Consider the following 17,856-nt stretch of genomic DNA (forward strand, 5'->3'; position numbering starts at 1 on the left):
AACTATTTACCGATCGAGAGTTTTTTGGCTACGAACCTGGCTCCCAGATTCAAAACCAATACCGCGAATACCAGCACCAAGGCCGCACCCCAGGCGCGATCCACATTGATAGTGGGGTTACAGTTCACCGCGTGGGCAGCACACGAAACCGTGGAGGTGTACTGCTGATAGATATAGACCGGCAGAGTTTCCATGCGACCGGAAAACACATTGCTATTGATGGCGTCAAACATTCCCGCAGTAATCAGCAAAGGAGCCGTCTCCCCCACAATACGGGCGATCGCTACCACCACTGAGGTCACCAAACCTGCCGCCGAGGTACGTAGCACAATCGAGACTACGGTGCGCCATTTAGGAACCCCCAAGGCGTAGGATGCTTCCCGCAAATCATTAGGTACCAGTCGTAACATTTCGGCAGATGAGCGCACTACCAGGGGAATCATTAGTACCGAGAGGGCAACTGCCCCCATCAGACCGGAGCGGTAGGCTGGGCCAATCACTATGGTGAATAGCGCCGCCGCGAACAGGCCGGCAACAATCGACGGAATACCGGTCATCACATCTACCAGGGTGGTAGTGAGCTTGGCGAACTTGGTGTTACCCGCATATTCGGTCAGGTAGATGGCTACCAGCAACCCCAGGGGAACAGAAATAACCGCTGCTACCAGGGTAATCAGCAAGGTGCCCACCATCGCGTGATAAATCCCGCCAGCCTGCATCCCCCCGTACACACCTTTCATCGACACGCTCAGGAAGTAGGGGGAAATAATCCCAATGCCCCGGCTGATCAGTTCATATCCGATCGAAACCAAAATCGCGAGCACTAGCAGGCCGCACAGCCACATAGAAGCCCCGATCGCGGTATTGGTGAACCGGCGGCGAAAACTCAGCGCTTTATCACCGCCCAGCCGGGCAGGCTGTACCTTCGTTTTTGACTCTGGGTTTTCTGGTTTTTCCTGATACTTCAGCTTTCGCTCTAGGATTACTGCCTGCAGGGCAGAGGTATTATCCGAGGAAGATAAAGCCGCAAGCTTTTCGTTTTTACCTCGGCTAACTGCTCCGGTGCTGGCGGCATCTTTGCCGATGCCTATAGATTCTTGCTTTAGCTTCAGGTCGCCCTGATTCTGATTTTCTTCCCTCATTTATTTCCCCGCACTTTCTTTACGGGCCACCAACCAACGTGCACCCGAATTGACCAGTAATGTCAGTACGAACAGCACTAGACCGGTGAAGATTAGCGCTGCCGCCATATTGGAATCGGCCTCCGGGAACTGCAGGGCGATATTGGAGGCAATCGTAGAGTGCGCTCCCGCCCGAAACAGCGACCATACGTAGGAGGCACCGGGAGAAAGTACCATCGCCACTGCCATAGTTTCTCCTAGAGCCCGGCCGAGTCCGATCATCGCCGCTGAGACTGTACCGGAACGTCCGAACGGTAAGACCACGGTTTTTATCATTTCCCACTTGGTAGCTCCCAGCGCTAAAGCTGCCTCCATCTCTAGGGCGGGGGCGCGCGCATATACTTCTCGGCACAGCGCGGTGATAATCGGAATCACCATAATCGCCAACACTACTGAGGCGGAAAAAATTACTCGTCCAATCGGAGAAACCGGTCCAGAAAACAACGGGAACCAGCCGAAATAGGTGGCGAGAAACTCCATAATCGGCTGCAAGATTGGTAGTAACACCAGTCCGCCCCACAGGCCGTAAACGACCGAAGGGATCGCTACCATTACGTCAACCAATCCGGCGATTATTGCCGAGATTTTCTTAGGAGCATAGAAGTTAATAAATACTGCCAGTGCCATAGAAAGCGGCATCGCAATCGCTAGGGCAACTGCCGCTGCCAGCACGGTTCCAAATAGCTGAGGCGCTACGTACTCCCAGATGCTAACCATTTCGGTACGTCCGCGCATCCGCAGACGCAGATCCGGATTAGAGATTGCTGGCCAGGCTTGCAGCGTTAGGAACATCGCTACCAGGGCTAGGACGGCGGCAATGACTACCGCTGAACCTTTAGTAGCTAGATAGAACAGTCCATCCCAGTTGAAAATTCCCTTTCGGGAGGGAGCTTGTTTCGATTCTTGTGTTTCGGGGAGGGTTTTTGTACTCACGTTTCCTCCAGGTGGTTAAGGCCAGGGGTACCGATATGTCTCCGGTACCCCTGGCCACCATTGCCCAGACTTGGGGGTTTACTTGATTGCGTCGAGAGCGGTAGTGATCTTCTTGGTGATTTCTTCGCCTAGCGGAGCAGACCCAGCTGCCTCGGCAGCTTTTTGCTGTCCCTCAGCGGATACCACATAGTTAACCCAGGCTTTCACCATTTTGGCGGTGTTGGCATCCTTGTACTGCGGGCAAACCGCGTAGTAGGAAACCAGTACCAGCGGGTAGGCTTCGGGATCATCTGGGGTCCGGTTGAGGTTCAAAGCCAGGTCGTTCTTTTCCCGCCCTTCCTCAACTTCAGCACTTTCAACGATCTTGGCAGCTGCTTCGGCAGAGTATTCCACGAAACCGTCTCCGGCCTGGAGCGCGGCAGTTCCAAAGTCACCGGCTTGCGAGGCATCGATATAACCGATCGCGCCTTCAGTTTTCTTCAGGTTATCAACTACTCCAGCAGTTTTATCTCCAGATTCGCCCCCTGCTACCGGCCAATCCTTGGAAGGATCATCCGGCCAAGCGCTAGGAGCTGCCGCGTGCAGGTAATCGGTAAAGTTCTCGGTGGTACCTGATTGGTCAGCGCGGTGAATCGCCACGATCTTGGAGTCAGGAAGTTTCGCATCCGCATTATCTGCGGCGATGGCCGGATCATTCCACTTGGTGATTTCTCCCCGGAAAATCTTGGCGATAGTTTCCGGTTTCATGTTCAGCGTCTTGATTCCCTCCAGGTTGAAAGCAACAACCACTGGAGATACATAAACCGGCAGGTTAATCGCCTTGGAGTCTTTACAAACCGCAGCGGATTTATCGACCTCTTCGCTGGAAAGCGCCTCGTCAGTGCCCGCGAAGGCTACGCCTCCCTGTAGGAAGGTAGTAACCCCCGCTCCGGAACCAGTCGGGTCATAGGTTACTTCCACATTTTTAGCTACATCCGCAAACCCGGCTTTCCAGGCTTCAACTGCACTTTTTTGGGAGGACGCGCCCGCACCTGCCAGCTTGCCAGAAATATCGGTGCTCTCTACTTTCTGGGTGTTTTCAGCTGTCCCCGTGGCGTTATCAGAGCCACAGGCGGCCAAGCTAGTTGCTGAAAGGGCTAAACCAGCTATTACAGCTAAAGATTTAATGCTCTTACGCATATCTTTCCTTCAATTCTTCTTGATCTTTCATTGACACTTGCAACGTAAAGCAAGAAGTTAACGCCTCTCTGAAGCCAGCGTTAATTTTTGGTGAACATTGTTTCAGGTCCTCGAAACTAAGCAGCTGAACCGCCTCTACCTGCAATAAGGCAGATATCTAATTAGCCACCGGGGCAACCCACACCAGGGTGTAATAAGGCAAAGTTACGGTTTGCGAAGGGGTTAATGCCAAGTCATCAAATAAATAAGAACGCAGATTAGCCTGCAGATGCCGCTTTCCGTTTATGCTGGCTCGCAGATAGGATGACCGGGTTTTCGCCAAGGTGAACAGGGCAGCTACCGGCAGCGACATCCCCCATTGGAACAGCTGTAACTGCGGTTTTTCGAACCCCTTCCCCAATGGAGGTATCCGGTCAGGATGATGCACATCCCCCGAACGCATCACCCTAGAAAGTCGCTTTACCCAGGGAAAAGACACATTCATTTGGTTATAGATAATAACTAGCCGCCCGCCGGGTTTAAGTACTTTAGCTGCGGCCGTGCAGGCTGCCTCCTTCTCAACCCAGTGCCAACATTGTGCAAAGCACAACGCATCGAAGGTTTCGGGCGCAAATAATTCGGCCACGTCCTCGGCTTTGCCCGCATATAGCGGGATTTGGGGGAGGGATTCGCGGAACATTTCCCGCATAGCTGCCGCGGGCTCTAGAGCGCTAACCGTTACTCCCCGCGCAGCTAACGTCCGCGTAAATTTACCGCTACCAGCCCCAACGTCAAGTATTGTCGGGTTTTGTAGCCCAGAAAGCACCGTGTCTACCGCGAGTGGCGGATAGGTGGGACGGTAGCGTTCGTAATCAGTTCCGGCCAAGGTGTAGGGGTTTCCCCCGCTCGCTGCGGATCCTACCTGCCACCTGTCGGTAACACTTCCGGGAGGCGGACCTAAATCAACCATAGGTATCGCGCGGACCGCGCCCTTTTACCGAACGCGGCCCATATTTCCACGAGGGCGCCTTCGGACCTAGCACAATCAACCGTTTGATCACTACTGCCCCCGCATGATCTTCGATCAGCCCCATTAATTGGGGAGTCAGATTGCGTAGCTCGCTGGCCCAACGGGTAGAGTCGCAACGCAAAATCACGTCTCCATCTTTAATAGATTCAATCTGGGCGTGTTGGGCTACCTGAGGGCCAACGATTTGTTCCCAATCGGCTTTTAGTTTGCCTTCATCAAGTAGCTTCCCGAGCCCAAAATTTCGCACATAAGTTTTCCAAACCGTACCTAAGCTGCGTGGTTCTCGGCGTGACCATCTGCCACCATTTCCTGCTCCCGCAAGTCCGGGAGAGGGCTGCAATTGCGCTAATCCCGGAACCTGCTGGCGGGCGTAGCTGTCATTGATAGCTTTAACTCTTCCTAAAGAAATCTCCCCAAACTCGGTGGCGGATGCGTCCTCGGCCATAGGGGAGGTAGCGAGCCCATCCCAGTTTCGTCTTCCCCGAAAGCGCCGCAGCTCGCTGGCAGACATGCGGATCAAACCCTGCGAAAAGGCATGCTCTTGGGCAGCCCGCAGCATGCGTTGGGTGTAGGTGGGGGTTTCCTGAGGCTGCTCACTCACAAAGCATCCCCCCAGTCATTTTCCGAGGCCGCATTAGCGCCCTCCTGCTCAGGCCGGCTGGCAGGTTGAATCTGGGTTCCCTGCGCTCCGCGTAAGACATCAAAGAATTGTCCTTTGATTTCGGCAGGCAAGTCCTTGCGGTTGGTAGCGGTAATTAGTACCTGATCAGCGCGATCCATAAAATCTAGGAGGGCAGCGCGCCGAGAGGGGTCTAGCTCCGCGAATACGTCATCCAGAATCAAAATCGGAGTTTCCCCCACCTGCCTTAACAGCTCGAACTGTCCCAGACGTAAAGCCAGGGCAGCGCTCCAGGTTTCCCCGTGGGAAGCAAACCCTTTTACCGGGAGGGCATCCAGCATCACCGCCATATCGTCACGGTGCGCACCTGCCAAATTTACTCCGCGAGTAAGTTCTTCTTGGCGCCGAGCCGCGAAAGTCTCCTGTAAGGCACTGGCTACCGCCTGAGGATCTGCCAGATCAGCGGGCGGATTAAAAGACGGCAGGTAAGACAGTCCCAAAGTTTGCGAGGAATTCGCTAAATGATCTTCCCCGAGCACCAGCAAGTAGGCCTGCGCCGCATAGGGGGCAAGCGCCTGCAAAGCCCGAACTCTGCCTGCGATAAGACGCGCTCCCACCTGGGATAATTGGTTATTCCAAACATCAAGCGTGGACAGTTCTAACGAAAGGTCTGCCCCACGACGCTTCTTTTTCGCCGCTTGTTTTAACAAGGCTCCGCGCTGGCGCAAAATCTTTTGATGCTGAGTGATAGTACCGGCCTCTACCGGCCATAATTGCACCAGCAAATCATCTAGAAAACGGCGCCTAGCTGCGGGGTCACCCTGCAAAATATCTAAATCTTCCGGTGCGAACATAGTGGTAGCCACCAGGCCGCGCACCTGTTTTATAGGAACCGGGCTGCGGGCTAGGCGCGCCCGATTCGCCCTCCCAGATCCGATCTCCAGGTCAAGCAATACTTCTCGTTCTTGCAAATGAGCTTTCACCCGAATAACTGCTGCCGCGGAAGTGCCAGTATCAACGGTATCACCCACCGCAGTCTCCGGGACTTCTAAATCTTCCTCTTTACCGGCCGCAGGTTCTGGGCTTTCGCGCTGCGCCAACGCCGCCGACTGGGGGGCAAACCGAACCAGGGCACTATCGGCGCTAGCGCGATGGGAATGGAAGTTAGTTAAATATCCAATCGCCTCTACAAAATTGGTTTTACCTTGCCCATTCGGACCAACCAGGATATTTACCCCCGGCGATAACTCCACCATACACTGATGAAAACTACGGTAATCATCAAGAGCAATACGAGAAATATACATAGCCGGGGGTGCGCTCTGCCCTGTCCTTTAGGATGAATAGCGAATCGGCATCAGCAGGTAGCGGAAATCTTGGGAGTCATCGCCATCTATTTCTTCCTGCCCGGTGATTACCGCCGGTTTGGTGGGATGGGTAAAGGACATGCGCACATAGTCGGAATCCAAGGCTCCTAAACCATCCAATAAATACTGGGAGTCAAAGACGATCATCATCGGTTCATCAGCAATAAAGGTGCAGGTCATTTCTTCATGAGCCTGTGCGTCATTACCCTGGCCAGCCTCTAAAGTGAGATTACCGTCCGCAAAATTCATGCGGATCTGGGCGCTGCGATCGGTAACCAAAGAAACGCGCTTGATGGCCTGTTCTAATTCCTCGCGGCGAATAACCGCTTTAATTGGCGCTTCTTTAGGGAAGAGACTGGTCACCGGGGGATAATCACCTTCCGTTAGCTGAGAGGTAATCTTGCGTCCTCCGGCCTCGAGAGCAATAATCGCTCCCCCTTCGGAAGAATTCTCCAGACCTAGGTGAATCTCGCCGGAACCAGACAGCGCTTTGGCCATTTCGGAAAGGATCCGCGACTTCACCAGGGCATCGGCAGAAAAATCGGTTTGTTTCGGTTGCCAATCCATTTGCCGTACTGCCAGGCGGTACCGGTCAGTAGCCATCAAGTTCAGGTGGGAATCTGATAGCTCCATCCGAACAGTTGCCAATAGGGGCAAAGCCTCATCAGAGGAGGCCGCGCGGGATACTTGCGCAACCGCCCGGGCAAACTCGCCCGAGTCTACTTCTCCGACCGCTTCGGGGACTTGGGGCAGTGCCGGATAGTCATCGAGGGGCATTACTGCCAGCTGGAAACTGGAGGCGCCGCAAGAAATAATCACTTTGCCCCCCTCCATCTCGACAGTTACTGGTTTCTTGGGGAGTTGCTTACAAATGTTCGCCACCATCTTTCCAGAAACCAGAACCTCGCCCTCCGATTCGATGTCGGCCTCAAATTGGTTCCGGGAAGAAACTTCATAGTCGAAGCTGGAGAGAGTTACGATACCGGCCTTGGCGCTCATCCACACCCCACCTAGTACTGCCACTGCTGGACGTGCCGGCAAAGTGCGGGCGGTCCAACTGATCGCGTCCTCGAAAACGTCGCGCTCGACTACGAACTTCATGCGCTGCCCCTTTATCTTCTTGACCATGGTTTATGGCGCGGAATCTGCAAAATTCAGCCAGTAATTGCCGGGCTGAATCATTTGTTCAGTCTCCCATTATATGGTTTCACATCCCGAATAGCACCAAAGTGATCAAAACTGGGGATAACGCGCCGATTCTGGCGCTAGATCAGGATTTTAGCTATAGATTTTCAGCGCTGCCCAGGGGGCGCTTTAAGGGTAAGCGGGGGGCAGCCGCGATCAGTTCACGAGTGTAATCTTGTTGCGGATCCGAAAATACCCGCTCAACGGAGCCGGCTTCCACGATTTTTCCTGCGCGCATGACCACTACCCGCTGACATAGGTGGCGCACCACCGCCAGATCGTGACTGACAAACAGCAAAGTCAAGTTATCTCGCTGGGCGATCTGCATGATCAGGTTCAGTACCTGTGCTCTTACCGAAACGTCTAGTGCCGAGACCGCTTCATCAGCTATTAGCACCTCAGGACGAGCCACAAGGGCGCGCGCCAAAGCAATCCTTTGACGCTGTCCTCCTGAAAATTGGTGAGGATATTTGAGGGCGTCCTCGCTGTTTAAACCGACTTCGGTCAGCACTTCTTCTAAACGCGCCGAGGTATCGGTAGGCACCCCTTCCCGTCCGCGCACCCAGGGAGAACGCAAGGGTTCGGTAATAATTGTTCCTACCCGCATCCGGGGATCTAGGGAACTGAGCGGGTCTTGAAACACGATCTGTACCCGCGAACGCAAATTTCCTAACTGCTTTTCTTTTAATCCCGTAATCTTTTGCCCCGCGAACCAGATTTGCCCGCTGGTAGGACGGGAAAGAGCGCATAGCATCCGCACGAGGGTAGATTTTCCGGATCCAGATTCCCCCACGATTCCCAGCCGTTCGCCGGCATTAATTTCCAGGTTCACTCCTGCTACCGCGTTTACCTGGCCATTAGAGCGCGGATAGATTTTCACTAAATCTTGGGCAAGGAAAATCGGTTGCTCACTCATCGCTCCCCCTAAAGAAATCGCTCAGGATCGGCAGACGCTCCCCCGGTTTTACTGCCGCGATATCGGCGGTTGCCAGTAGGCCGCGAGTATAGGGGTGTTTAGGTTGTTCAAGCAGTTGCCGCAGGGGGCCGCGTTCTACGATTTGCCCCTGATGCATCACCAGCAGATAGTCACATATCTGGTTAACCACTGCTAAATCGTGGCTAATAAACAGACAGGACGCAGCGCTACCAGATAGTTCTTTATCTAAAAGCCGCAGTACTTTCGCCTGCACAGTCACGTCCAAAGCAGTGGTGGGTTCATCGCAAATCAACAGCTGGGGGGCATTAATCAGCGCCATCGCCATCATGACTCGTTGGCGCTGTCCTCCAGACAGCTGATGAGGGAAAGCATTAGCACTTTGCTCCGGATCGGGCAGACCCACCCTCTGAAGCATTTTTATTACTTCCTTGCGTTTTCCCCGTTTGCCGTGTTGATGTAGCGCTAAAACCTCGGCCACCTGTTTACCAACCCGCATCGTGGGATCGAGGGCGGTCATTGGTTCTTGAAAAATCATCCCGATTTTCTCGCCCCGCAACTGTGCCAACTGTCTATCAGTCTGCGATAAGAGTTCTTCGCCATCAAGACAAATCGAACCGGAAACTCGCGCTCCCTCATCAAGCAGACCCATAAGAGATAGGGCGGTCACCGATTTACCGGAACCAGATTCTCCAATCAGCCCCACTCGTGCCCCGGGCGGGATTTCAAAACTGATTCCTTTTACTGCCTGGCGGTCGCGAAACGACACCTGCAGGTTATCTACTTTTAGTCCCTTCATTGCCGCTCCCGAAGTCGCGGATCCAGTACTTCACGCAGCCCATCCCCTAATAGGTTGAACCCCAGGACAGTCAGGGCGATCCCCAGCGCCGGCCACAGCGCCAACTGCGGGGTAACCAACAGTGATTTTTGGGCTTCAAATAACATTAACCCCCAGGTGGGAGTATCCGGGCGAGTCCCTAACCCCAGATAGGATAGGGCGGCCTCCGCCAAAATAGCGAGGGCGAAACTCACCGAGGCCTGCACGATTATCGTCGGCATAATATTGGGTAAAACATGGGTGATAGTTGAGCGATACCGGGGGGTACCCGATGCCCTGGCCGCCACCATATAGTCCTGCGACATTACCCCCAAGGTAGCTGCTCGCACGTTACGGGCAAAAGCGGGAATCGAGGCGATCCCGATCGCCACCATGGCGGTCCAAGTAGACCCGGATCCGCGCGCCGCCGCCAACAGAATCGCCAGGAGCAAGGCGGGGAAAGCGTAAAGAATATCGAGGCCGCGTTCAATAATCTTAGCTGGCCAGCCTCCGCGCTGCGCCGCATAAACACCCAGCGGAACCCCGATCAAGGCTCCAATACTGACCGACACTATCCCCACTAATAGACAGATTCCAGCTCCCGAGAGCATCCTGGAAAATACGTCGCGGCCAAAATCATCAGTACCGAAAATATGGGTTGCTGAGGGCGCGCTTAAGCGCTGTTCACTCACTTCCGTAGGATCGAAAGGCAGATAAAGGAAGGACACGATTCCCATCAGCACTATCAGGCTCACGAGGGCGATTCCCATCCACAGGCTGGGGTGGCGCCGTAGCGATATTTTCTGATCGGTCTTCACCGTTCCACCCCCTGGCGAATTCTTGGATCCAGCAACTGGTAGACCACATCTACCAGGGCGTTAATCACCAATACTGCCGCTACTAGCAGCATGACCACCGCTTGCACCACGGTTAAATCTCGCTGCCCGACTGCCGCGATCAGATAGGTGCCCAAGCCGGGGATTGCAAACACCTGCTCGACTACAATCGCCCCTACCAGCAGGGTGGATAGTTGTAATCCCAGAACCGTGATTACCTGTAACGATGCGTTCCTCACCCCGTGACGCAGTAGAGCCCCCGGAAAACGCCAGCCAATCGCCCTCGCCGTACGGAAATAATCCTGCTTGATTACTTCGATAAAAGCCGAGCGAGTGTAACGGGTTAGTACCGCTCCTTGCACTATCGCTATCGAAAGCGCCGGTAAGCATAGATAGCGTGCCCATGCCAGGGGATCTTCTCGAAAAGAAACATAGCCGTTAGCTGGTAAAACTTGCAGTTTCACTGCAAAAACTATGGTTAGTAGCATGCCCGCCAAGAAAGCCGGAACCGCCATTCCCAGCTGGCTGAGGGCGGAAACCACGATCCCGCTCTTGCGGTTTCGCCACAGCGCCCCCACCATTCCCAGGGGAATGGCCAGCAGCAACGCCAACAGCATCCCGGCAAAGACCAATGAAAATGTGGCTTCGAGGCGGTGGGGTAGCTGCTCGGAGATTGCCTGCCCCGTGAAAATCGAAGTACCGGGATCTAGGCGAATCATCCCAGATAGCCAGCTAAAATAGCGTAGAATTAGGGGCTGATCTAGTCCCATGGCTGCCCTAAGTTGCGCCACCGACTCCGGGTCGGCATTCGCCCCCAAAATGACACCGGTAACGTCACCAGGTAGCAGATTTATCAGCAAAAACACCACCACAGAGGCCACTATTAGGCTAACTAATAGGGTCACAATCCGTTTAAGGATGGCTTTTGCTGGCGCTTTCATTTCAGCTTTGGTAGCTAATGGATGACAAATCGAAGGACAGCCCGGTTACGTTCGCGGCCAAACCGGAAATATCTGCCTTGGTAACAATCAGGTTAGGCAATAGCCACAAGAACCCGGCAGCGGCATCATCAGATAGTACCTTTGCAGCCTGCTTCATGTATTTGACCTGTTCTTCCGGGGAAGCTTGATCCGCTTTTTGATACAAATCCCGGAACTGCTCGGAATCGTAATGCCAATAATAGTCAGTGTTGGTAAAGCGGGAAATATCGCGCGGCTCCATATGGGCAACAATAGTCAGGTCGTAGTTAGATTTGACCATCACTTCATCAATCCAACGCGCCGGGAACTCTAGCTGCTCAATCTCCAAGGTAATCCCCACTTTGGACAGCTGACTCTTGATATGAGTGGCAGCACCCGAAGCATAGGGCAAAGTCGGAATCCGCATTTTTAAGGTGAGCCCGTCTCCATATCCCGCCTCTGCCAGTAATTTCTTAGCTTTTTCCCGATCTACCGGGTAGGCAGTCGCCAGATCTTCATACCAGGGATCCGTGGGGGGTACCATCGATCCAATCAATAGCCCTTTCCCTGCCCACACGGCGTCCCGCACCGCTTTACGGTCAAGGGCATAGTTAATAGCTTGGCGCACTCGTTTATCTTTGAGGGCTTCGCGCTGCTGGTTCATGCCCATCACTACTTCACCGTTAGTATGTCCCTCTAGCACCTTAAACCGGGAATCACCAGTGAATTTATCGATAGCCTGGGGGGCAGCCAAGTTAGAAATAATATCGAGCGAGCCAGACAGCATCGCGGTATTCATAGCGTTAGGGTCAGAGAAATAACGGAAAGTAGCTCCCTTGACCTTGGGTTTATCTCCCCAATACTTTTGGTTAGTGGCTAACTGGATTTCTTCCCCCTGCCGCCACTCTTTCAAGGTGTAAGGGCCAGAACCAGCTGGTTTAGTAGCTAAGTCTCCCTTATCAAGCGCCTGCGGATCGTAAATAATCCCAGCGGTAGAACTCATGTAATACAGCCACGCATTCGAGGGGTGGGAAAGCTCAAACTGGACTTTGTTTCCCCCGAGATCCTTAACCGCCTTCAGGGCTTCCATCTCTTGCTTGCGCGTGGGGCTAACGGTCTTATCGTTGAGGAGGTAGTTAAAGCTTTTCGCGACTGCCGCCCCATTGACGGGAGCGCCGGAAGCGAACTTCGCGTCCTTCAAAGTAAACGTGTAGGTCTTCCTATCCGGCGAAACCTCGTAGCTCTTCGCCAGCAACGGCACGATCTTGCCTTTACCGTCTACCCGCAACAGAGTTTCATACACGTTATAGAGCAGCGCATAGGTGATCGCTGCCGCATCGTTATGCGAAGGATCTAAAGTCGAGGGCGTGGCATGCACCCCGATCGTGAGCACTCGCTCCGATTTATTACTGGAAGAATTAGTGCTGGAACAACCAGCTAATACCAAACCGGCAACCGCCAGTATGGCTAAAAGACGATTACGCAAGGATCTCCCCTTTGTCGACAATGGGTCATGATCGCTTCAATCATAGTCGCTAACCCGCCTCACCTGAATTCCCTGCCAGATACCAGCTACGAGGAGGTATTCCGTAAAGCCTGATAGTTGGAGGTACGCGGGGGGAGAAGTTTTTCCTCCGGTAGTCGTCCGCGCACAGGGGTGGATTTTGCCTCGCGCCCCGAAATCCGGAAAATGCCCTGGCATTTTCACGGATTTAGTGCCCGAAGCCTACCCTGCGGCATAAATCCGCCCCTGCACGCTCAGTGCGTACCTTACGGCACTCTCGCGCCAGCGGTACCTCTCCCCTCGCGAGCATCTTGGCGTCCAGACTTATCACTATATACGAGCTGATCAGGAGGATGAAAGATCCTTCGCGCCGAAGAATCGGGGTTAATACCCAAATTGTGTGTACAGAATCGCTGTTTTTCTTGGTTTGACTAGGGGTTTTAGGGGTTTGCACATGCCTTCACGAACTTTGAACCCGAGGTGCGGGGGCTAGGTTTTTCCTCCCGCCCAAGAATTTGGAAAACGTCGCTACGTTTTCCAAATTCTTGGGCGGGAGGAAAAACCTAGCCCCCGCACCGAGCACTGCCGCGCCAGCCCTCACGGGTTCGACCCCCGCTTGTAATAAAAAATGGGCTGCGCCAACAGGCGCAACCCAACAATTTAGTGTTAGTAATCCCTGGCGGGATCCTCGTTGTGTTGGTAATCCCTGCCGGGATTACACACAACTTCGTCCTCCTCACTAATGAAAAAAGCCCGAAGGCTTTTTTCACCGTTCGGACTCCTCGTTGTACGCCCGCAGGGGATCGGCGGTGCTGCGCACCAGCAAGGGTTTTCGGAGCACAGCCTCCGAAAACCACTGGCGCGGGCGAACGCTCAACCCGCGTTCGCTACCTTCCCGCGCCAGCCCTCCCGGGTTCGACCCCAGGGACTCAAAATTATTTAAGCCCGGCACAAGGCCGGGCTTAAATAATTTAGTACGCCCGCAGGGGATCGAACCCTGGACCCACGGATTAAAAGTCCGTTGCTCTACCAACTGAGCTACAGGCGCCTGCCTTAAAGGCACGTTTTATTGTACAAGGGCAAAGGGGATTTCCCCAAGTTACATTTTGGTTGCTTCCGTCACTAAAGAACCCGTAAAGTAGTACTCAAATCCCTATATATCAGGCGGAATTGATTATTAGGAAAGGGTTTTTATGTTAACGCCAACTACCTTCGGAACTCCCCTATCAAAATCCTCACTCCGGGTTCTCCTGCTCGGTTCCGGAGAATTAGGTAAAGAATTGGCAATCGCATTTATGCGCCTGGGGGTAGAAGTTCACGCCGCTGACCGCTACCAAAACGCACCAGCGCAGCAGGTGGCGCACTATTCCTACGTCCTAGACATGACCGATGGTAAACAGATCGATTTCCTGGTGAAAAAGGTGCGTCCTCATTTCATTATTCCGGAAATTGAAGCTATCGCTACCGACACTTTGGAAGAAATAGCCGCTTCTCGCCAGGTCACGGTAATCCCGACTGCCCACGCTACCCGCCTGACTATGGATCGGGAAGGTATCCGTCGCCTCGCCGCAGAAGAACTAGGTATCCCTACTTCCCGCTACGTGTTTGCGTCCGGGGAAGAACAGATGCGCCAAGCGGTAGAAAAAATTGGTCTACCCTGCATAGTCAAACCAGTGATGTCATCTTCAGGCAAGGGGCAGAGCCTGCTGAAAACCCCAGAAGATATCACTCCTGCCTGGCATTATGCTCTCGAGGGCGGACGGGGCGCTAGCCGAGGCAGGGTAATCGTAGAAGGGCTAGTAGATTTCGACTATGAAATCACCCTTTTGACGGTGCGTTCGCGTGATCCCCATACGGGAGAAACCATCACCAGTTTTTGCGAACCAATTGGCCACCTGCAGGTAAACGGCGACTACCACGAGTCTTGGCAGCCAGCCCCGATGGATAGCGCGGTGCTAGAAAAGGCGCAAGCTGTCGCCGCCAAAGTTACTTCCGCCTTGGGAGGGCGCGGCCTATTCGGGGTGGAACTGTTTATTTGTGGTGACCAGGTTCTCTTTTCCGAAGTGTCCCCGCGTCCTCACGACACCGGGATGGTGACTATGGCTTCTGGTTACCTGTCAGAGTTTGAACTCCATGCCCGCGCTATTTTAGGTTTGCCGGTTGACACCCGCCTGCGCACCCCCGCGGCCTCGGCAGTTATTTGTGCGAATCTGCAAACTGAAGGTCCGGTATATCGGGGTTTGGATCAGGCTTTATCAGTTCCGGAAGCGGATTTGCGGCTTTTTGGTAAACCTGATTCTCGCCCCGGCAGGCGCATGGGCGTGGCATTGGCGCGCGGAAATAATATCGACCAGGCGCGGGAGCGGGCAAAGAAAGCCGCGAGATTAATAACGGTAGCGGACGCCTAAATCGGTCACGAAAAAGCTATTTTCTTAAAGACCGTAAGGTTTTCTCTGGTTTTTATAAACTGGATTTACCTACTACTTGCAGGTAGCCACAATATTTGTGCGCTTGAAAGCGATATTTATTGCCGATATTGCCACCGCCAATTATTAATTGAGTTAGCGTTTAAATATATATAGAAATGTTTCTTTAATAGCGTTAATATAAAAATCAGAATTAACTTTTTAAAAATGGAAAGGCAACATAATGGCCAGGAAAACCAGAATTGTTCTTATTGATGACATGAATGGCGAACTCGGGGATGAAACCATTAAGTTCGGTCTTGACGGTATTGATTACGAAATTGATTTATCTTCTGAAAATGCCGCCAAGTTGCGCGAAATTATGGACCCGTGGATTCAGGCAGGCCGACGGGTAGGAGGACGCCGGATTGCCGGTACTGATACCCGCCGGGTTTCCGATGCCTCCAAGATCCGGGCTTGGGCGCGGGAACAGAATATGCAGGTATCAGAAAAGGGACGCATCTCCGCGAAAGTACGCTCCGCCTACTACCGTACGCACTTAAAATAAAAAAGGGACTTACACCCCGGGCATTTTCACCTAAAGAATGAGAGACTGAGGATATGACTTACAAACTTATATTGCTCCGTCATGGGCAAAGCGAATGGAATGCTAAAAATCTTTTCACCGGTTGGGTGGATGTTCCACTCTCCGATCAAGGCCGTCAAGAGGCCGTCCACGGTGGCGAACTAATGAAGCAAGAAAACATTCTGCCGGATGTGGTTTTCACTTCTTTGCTACGCCGGGCGATTATGACTGCTAATCTGTCGTTAGATGCGGCCGATCGTCACTGGATTCCGGTTAAGCGCAGTTGGCGTTTGAATGAACGCCACTATGGCGCGTTGCAGGGCAAAGACAAGAAAGCTATCCGGGACGAATATGGCGATGAACAGTTCATGTTGTGGCGTCGTTCCTACTCCACTCCGCCTCCGGAAATCGAGCTGGGATCAGAGTTCTCGCAAGATCAAGATCCTCGCTACTCCGGGGAGCCGATTCCGCGCACCGAATGTCTAGAGCAGGTACTAGAGCGCCTACTTCCCTATTGGGAAGAAGCGATCGTCCCCGAGCTCAAGAGCGGTAAAACGGTGATGGTGGCAGCACACGGTAACTCTCTGCGCGCCATCGTTAAACATCTTGATCAAATCAGTGACGATGATATTTCTGGTTTGAATATTCCTACCGGGGTTCCCTTGTACTACGAGCTAGACGAGAACCTGCAGCCGGTAAAGAAAGGCGGAACCTACCTGGATCCGGATGCTGAAGCCAAGATTGCGGCAGTAGCCAACCAGGGTAAGTAGTTTCTTTCCTTGACAGTCCCCGAGGGCGACCTCGGGGACTTTGTCATATTTAGACCCGGTTGCTCCCAGTTTTTGGGGTTGGCTCGGCTGCGCCCTCGGCAAAGAAAATAGCAGATTCCTGGCTTTGCTGAGCCGGTGAACACAAATAAGTTAGGAATTGGCGCAACTTTGGCGTATCTCACTACCATGAGAGCGATAATTATGGCAGACTGAGTTCAGGCGCAATCAGCGCTTGTGTCGCAGGTGACACGTGGGGAAGATATTTCCCGCAGTTACAACAGGCACTCCACTCGGATCGTCGGGCACGTACCTGCCCGTGGAGGAGAGATATTAATATGGCAAAAATTGTTTTTGATTCCGTTACTCGGGTTTACCCCGGTTCAGATCATCCGGCTGTAGACAGGTTGAATCTGGAAATTGCTGATGGCGAGTTTCTAGTTTTGGTTGGTCCTTCTGGTTGCGGAAAGTCCACTTCTTTGCGGATGCTTGCTGGGCTAGAGGATGTTAATTCCGGCAAGATTTATATCGGCGATAATGATGTCACCGATATGGCTCCCAAGGATCGCGATATCGCCATGGTTTTCCAGAACTATGCGCTTTACCCGCACATGACGGTGCGTCAAAACATGGGTTTCGCCCTCAAGATCGCTAAGGTTCCGCAAGAGGAAATCGATAAGCGGGTGGAACAGGCTGCAGAGACTTTGGATTTGACCGAGTATTTGGATCGTAAACCGAAGGCTCTGTCTGGTGGTCAGCGTCAGCGCGTAGCGATGGGACGCGCGATTGTGCGTAAACCCCAGGTGTTCTTGATGGATGAACCGCTGTCGAACTTGGATGCGAAGCTGCGTGTGCAGACCCGCACCCAGATTGCCCAATTGCAGCGCACTTTGGGGGTCACTACTTTGTACGTGACTCACGACCAGACCGAAGCGCTAACGATGGGTGACCGGATCGCGGTGATTGCCGGCGGCGTTCTACAGCAGGTGGGCACGCCGCGGGAACTATATGATCGCCCCGCGAATGCTTTCGTGGCAGCCTTCATCGGTTCGCCGGCTATGAACATTGGTACCTTCAAGGTGCAGGATGGTTCCGCAGTACTGGGCGGAGCGAAGATTCCTTTGGCGCAGGCTACTTTGGATGCGATTAAGCCAGAGGATAACGGTGAAATCATTATTGGTTTCCGTCCGGAGGCACTAGAGGTACAAGAGGGCATGGTTGACCCGGAGCACACTATTCCGATCAAGGTGACCCATGTGGAGGAACTTGGTTCTGACGCCTATGTTTATGGCACTTTGGATGGTCATGACGCGGTGGAGCATCGTAAAGATGGTCGTCCTTCTTTGAACCAGGTAACTATCCGGGTGGCTCCGCATTCTGCGCCGCCAGCTGGATCGGTAATGCCGGTGCGGATTAAAGAGGGCGCGCGCCACCTGTTCGCGGCCGCTACCCAAGAACGGCTACCGGAGTAATCTAATCAAATAGCAACCACTAAGTTGGGGGGCAGGCCTGGTGCCTGCCCCCCATTGCTATGCCGCCACTATTACGCCTGGTAGAAATCTCTGTTTTGGTGAT

16 protein-coding genes and 1 tRNA gene are annotated in these 17,856 nt (G+C 53.3%); 4 read left to right on the forward strand and 13 right to left on the reverse strand.

Translation table 11 applies throughout. The features are described from left to right. Nucleotides 1-2: 2 nt before the first annotated feature. From pstA to ACZ5BI_RS09720, 13 genes are all read right to left on the reverse strand, one after another. The gene (gene pstA / locus ACZ5BI_RS09660) at nt 3-1,142 is read right to left on the reverse strand and encodes a phosphate ABC transporter permease PstA (RefSeq protein ID WP_278605304.1); all 1,140 of its coding nucleotides are present in this window, start codon (nt 1,140-1,142) and stop codon (nt 3-5) included. Next, nucleotides 1,143-2,114 carry a phosphate ABC transporter permease subunit PstC gene (gene pstC / locus ACZ5BI_RS09665; protein ID WP_024059575.1) on the reverse strand — a complete coding sequence of 324 codons (972 nt, stop codon included), beginning with the start codon at nt 2,112-2,114 and terminating at the stop codon, nt 1,143-1,145. A 78-nt stretch (nt 2,115-2,192) separates the two neighbouring features. Continuing rightward, nucleotides 2,193-3,293, reverse strand: coding sequence for a phosphate ABC transporter substrate-binding protein PstS (gene pstS, locus ACZ5BI_RS09670; RefSeq protein ID WP_024059576.1), 1,101 nt, complete (start codon nt 3,291-3,293; stop codon nt 2,193-2,195). Nucleotides 3,294-3,450: 157 nt separating this feature from the next. Then, a complete protein-coding gene (locus ACZ5BI_RS09675) occupies nt 3,451-4,242 on the reverse strand; it encodes a class I SAM-dependent methyltransferase (RefSeq protein ID WP_464896298.1) in 792 nt (263 codons plus the stop codon). Continuing rightward, nucleotides 4,235-4,903, reverse strand: coding sequence for a DciA family protein (locus ACZ5BI_RS09680; RefSeq protein ID WP_288336237.1), 669 nt, complete (start codon nt 4,901-4,903; stop codon nt 4,235-4,237). The genes ACZ5BI_RS09675 and ACZ5BI_RS09680 overlap by 8 nt, the downstream gene beginning before the upstream one ends. Further along, nucleotides 4,900-6,228 carry a DNA replication/repair protein RecF gene (gene recF, locus ACZ5BI_RS09685; protein WP_464896299.1) on the reverse strand — a complete coding sequence of 443 codons (1,329 nt, stop codon included), beginning with the start codon at nt 6,226-6,228 and terminating at the stop codon, nt 4,900-4,902. The genes ACZ5BI_RS09680 and recF overlap by 4 nt, the downstream gene beginning before the upstream one ends. Nucleotides 6,229-6,255: 27 nt before the next feature. Next, nucleotides 6,256-7,389 carry a DNA polymerase III subunit beta gene (gene dnaN, locus ACZ5BI_RS09690; RefSeq protein WP_024059581.1) on the reverse strand — a complete coding sequence of 378 codons (1,134 nt, stop codon included), beginning with the start codon at nt 7,387-7,389 and terminating at the stop codon, nt 6,256-6,258. Between the two features lie 181 nt (nt 7,390-7,570). Next, on the reverse strand, nt 7,571-8,389 hold the full coding sequence (locus ACZ5BI_RS09695) for an ABC transporter ATP-binding protein (protein WP_278608800.1): 819 nt from the start codon (nt 8,387-8,389) through the stop codon (nt 7,571-7,573). Beyond that, the gene (locus tag ACZ5BI_RS09700) at nt 8,382-9,206 is read right to left on the reverse strand and encodes an ABC transporter ATP-binding protein (protein WP_412585383.1); all 825 of its coding nucleotides are present in this window, start codon (nt 9,204-9,206) and stop codon (nt 8,382-8,384) included. The genes ACZ5BI_RS09695 and ACZ5BI_RS09700 overlap by 8 nt, the downstream gene beginning before the upstream one ends. Then, nucleotides 9,203-10,042: an ABC transporter permease gene (locus ACZ5BI_RS09705; protein ID WP_024059584.1), complete on the reverse strand. Its 840-nt coding sequence runs from the start codon at nt 10,040-10,042 to the stop codon at nt 9,203-9,205. The genes ACZ5BI_RS09700 and ACZ5BI_RS09705 overlap by 4 nt, the downstream gene beginning before the upstream one ends. After that, the gene (locus tag ACZ5BI_RS09710; RefSeq protein WP_316086300.1) at nt 10,039-11,001 is read right to left on the reverse strand and encodes an ABC transporter permease; all 963 of its coding nucleotides are present in this window, start codon (nt 10,999-11,001) and stop codon (nt 10,039-10,041) included. The genes ACZ5BI_RS09705 and ACZ5BI_RS09710 overlap by 4 nt, the downstream gene beginning before the upstream one ends. Nucleotide 11,002: 1 nt before the next feature. Then, on the reverse strand, nt 11,003-12,505 hold the full coding sequence (locus tag ACZ5BI_RS09715) for an ABC transporter substrate-binding protein (protein WP_464896300.1): 1,503 nt from the start codon (nt 12,503-12,505) through the stop codon (nt 11,003-11,005). A 993-nt stretch (nt 12,506-13,498) separates the two neighbouring features. Further along, nucleotides 13,499-13,571 (reverse strand) — tRNA-Lys (locus tag ACZ5BI_RS09720). A 145-nt stretch (nt 13,572-13,716) separates the two neighbouring features. Here ACZ5BI_RS09720 and purT point away from each other — a divergent pair. The 4 genes from purT to ACZ5BI_RS09740 all read left to right on the forward strand — a co-directional run bounded on the left by purT (nt 13,717) and on the right by ACZ5BI_RS09740 (nt 17,753). Next, nucleotides 13,717-14,931, forward strand: a complete 1,215-nt coding sequence (purT, locus tag ACZ5BI_RS09725) for a formate-dependent phosphoribosylglycinamide formyltransferase (RefSeq protein ID WP_464896301.1) — start codon at nt 13,717-13,719, stop codon at nt 14,929-14,931. 241 nt (nt 14,932-15,172) lie between these two features. Next, entirely contained in the window at nt 15,173-15,496 is a 324-nt protein-coding gene (locus ACZ5BI_RS09730; protein ID WP_464896302.1) for a histone-like nucleoid-structuring protein Lsr2, read from the forward strand. 53 nt (nt 15,497-15,549) lie between these two features. Next, nucleotides 15,550-16,284, forward strand: a complete 735-nt coding sequence (locus ACZ5BI_RS09735; protein WP_024059589.1) for a phosphoglyceromutase — start codon at nt 15,550-15,552, stop codon at nt 16,282-16,284. Between the two features lie 335 nt (nt 16,285-16,619). Then, complete coding sequence (locus ACZ5BI_RS09740; RefSeq protein WP_278605316.1) at nt 16,620-17,753, forward strand: ABC transporter ATP-binding protein; 1,134 nt, start codon at nt 16,620-16,622, stop codon at nt 17,751-17,753. Nucleotides 17,754-17,856: the final 103 nt, after the last annotated feature.

Source organism: Varibaculum sp. GTC20041, assembly GCF_055387755.1.

Excerpts from the sequence above, each read along its gene's own strand:
- pstA (WP_278605304.1), bottom strand. The coding sequence starts at position 1,142 with ATGAGGGAAGAAAATCAGAATCAGGGCGACCTGAAGCTAAAGCAAGAA.
- pstS (WP_024059576.1), bottom strand. The coding sequence starts at position 3,293 with ATGCGTAAGAGCATTAAATCTTTAGCTGTAATAGCTGGTTTAGCCCTT.
- ACZ5BI_RS09675 (WP_464896298.1), bottom strand. The coding sequence starts at position 4,242 with ATGGTTGATTTAGGTCCGCCTCCCGGAAGTGTTACCGACAGGTGGCAG.
- recF (WP_464896299.1), bottom strand. The coding sequence starts at position 6,228 with ATGTATATTTCTCGTATTGCTCTTGATGATTACCGTAGTTTTCATCAG.
- dnaN (WP_024059581.1), bottom strand. The coding sequence starts at position 7,389 with ATGAAGTTCGTAGTCGAGCGCGACGTTTTCGAGGACGCGATCAGTTGG.
- ACZ5BI_RS09695 (WP_278608800.1), bottom strand. The coding sequence starts at position 8,389 with ATGAGTGAGCAACCGATTTTCCTTGCCCAAGATTTAGTGAAAATCTAT.
- ACZ5BI_RS09700 (WP_412585383.1), bottom strand. The coding sequence starts at position 9,206 with ATGAAGGGACTAAAAGTAGATAACCTGCAGGTGTCGTTTCGCGACCGC.
- ACZ5BI_RS09710 (WP_316086300.1), bottom strand. The coding sequence starts at position 11,001 with ATGAAAGCGCCAGCAAAAGCCATCCTTAAACGGATTGTGACCCTATTA.
- purT (WP_464896301.1), top strand. The coding sequence starts at position 13,717 with ATGTTAACGCCAACTACCTTCGGAACTCCCCTATCAAAATCCTCACTC.
- ACZ5BI_RS09730 (WP_464896302.1), top strand. The coding sequence starts at position 15,173 with ATGGCCAGGAAAACCAGAATTGTTCTTATTGATGACATGAATGGCGAA.
- ACZ5BI_RS09735 (WP_024059589.1), top strand. The coding sequence starts at position 15,550 with ATGACTTACAAACTTATATTGCTCCGTCATGGGCAAAGCGAATGGAAT.
- ACZ5BI_RS09740 (WP_278605316.1), top strand. The coding sequence starts at position 16,620 with ATGGCAAAAATTGTTTTTGATTCCGTTACTCGGGTTTACCCCGGTTCA.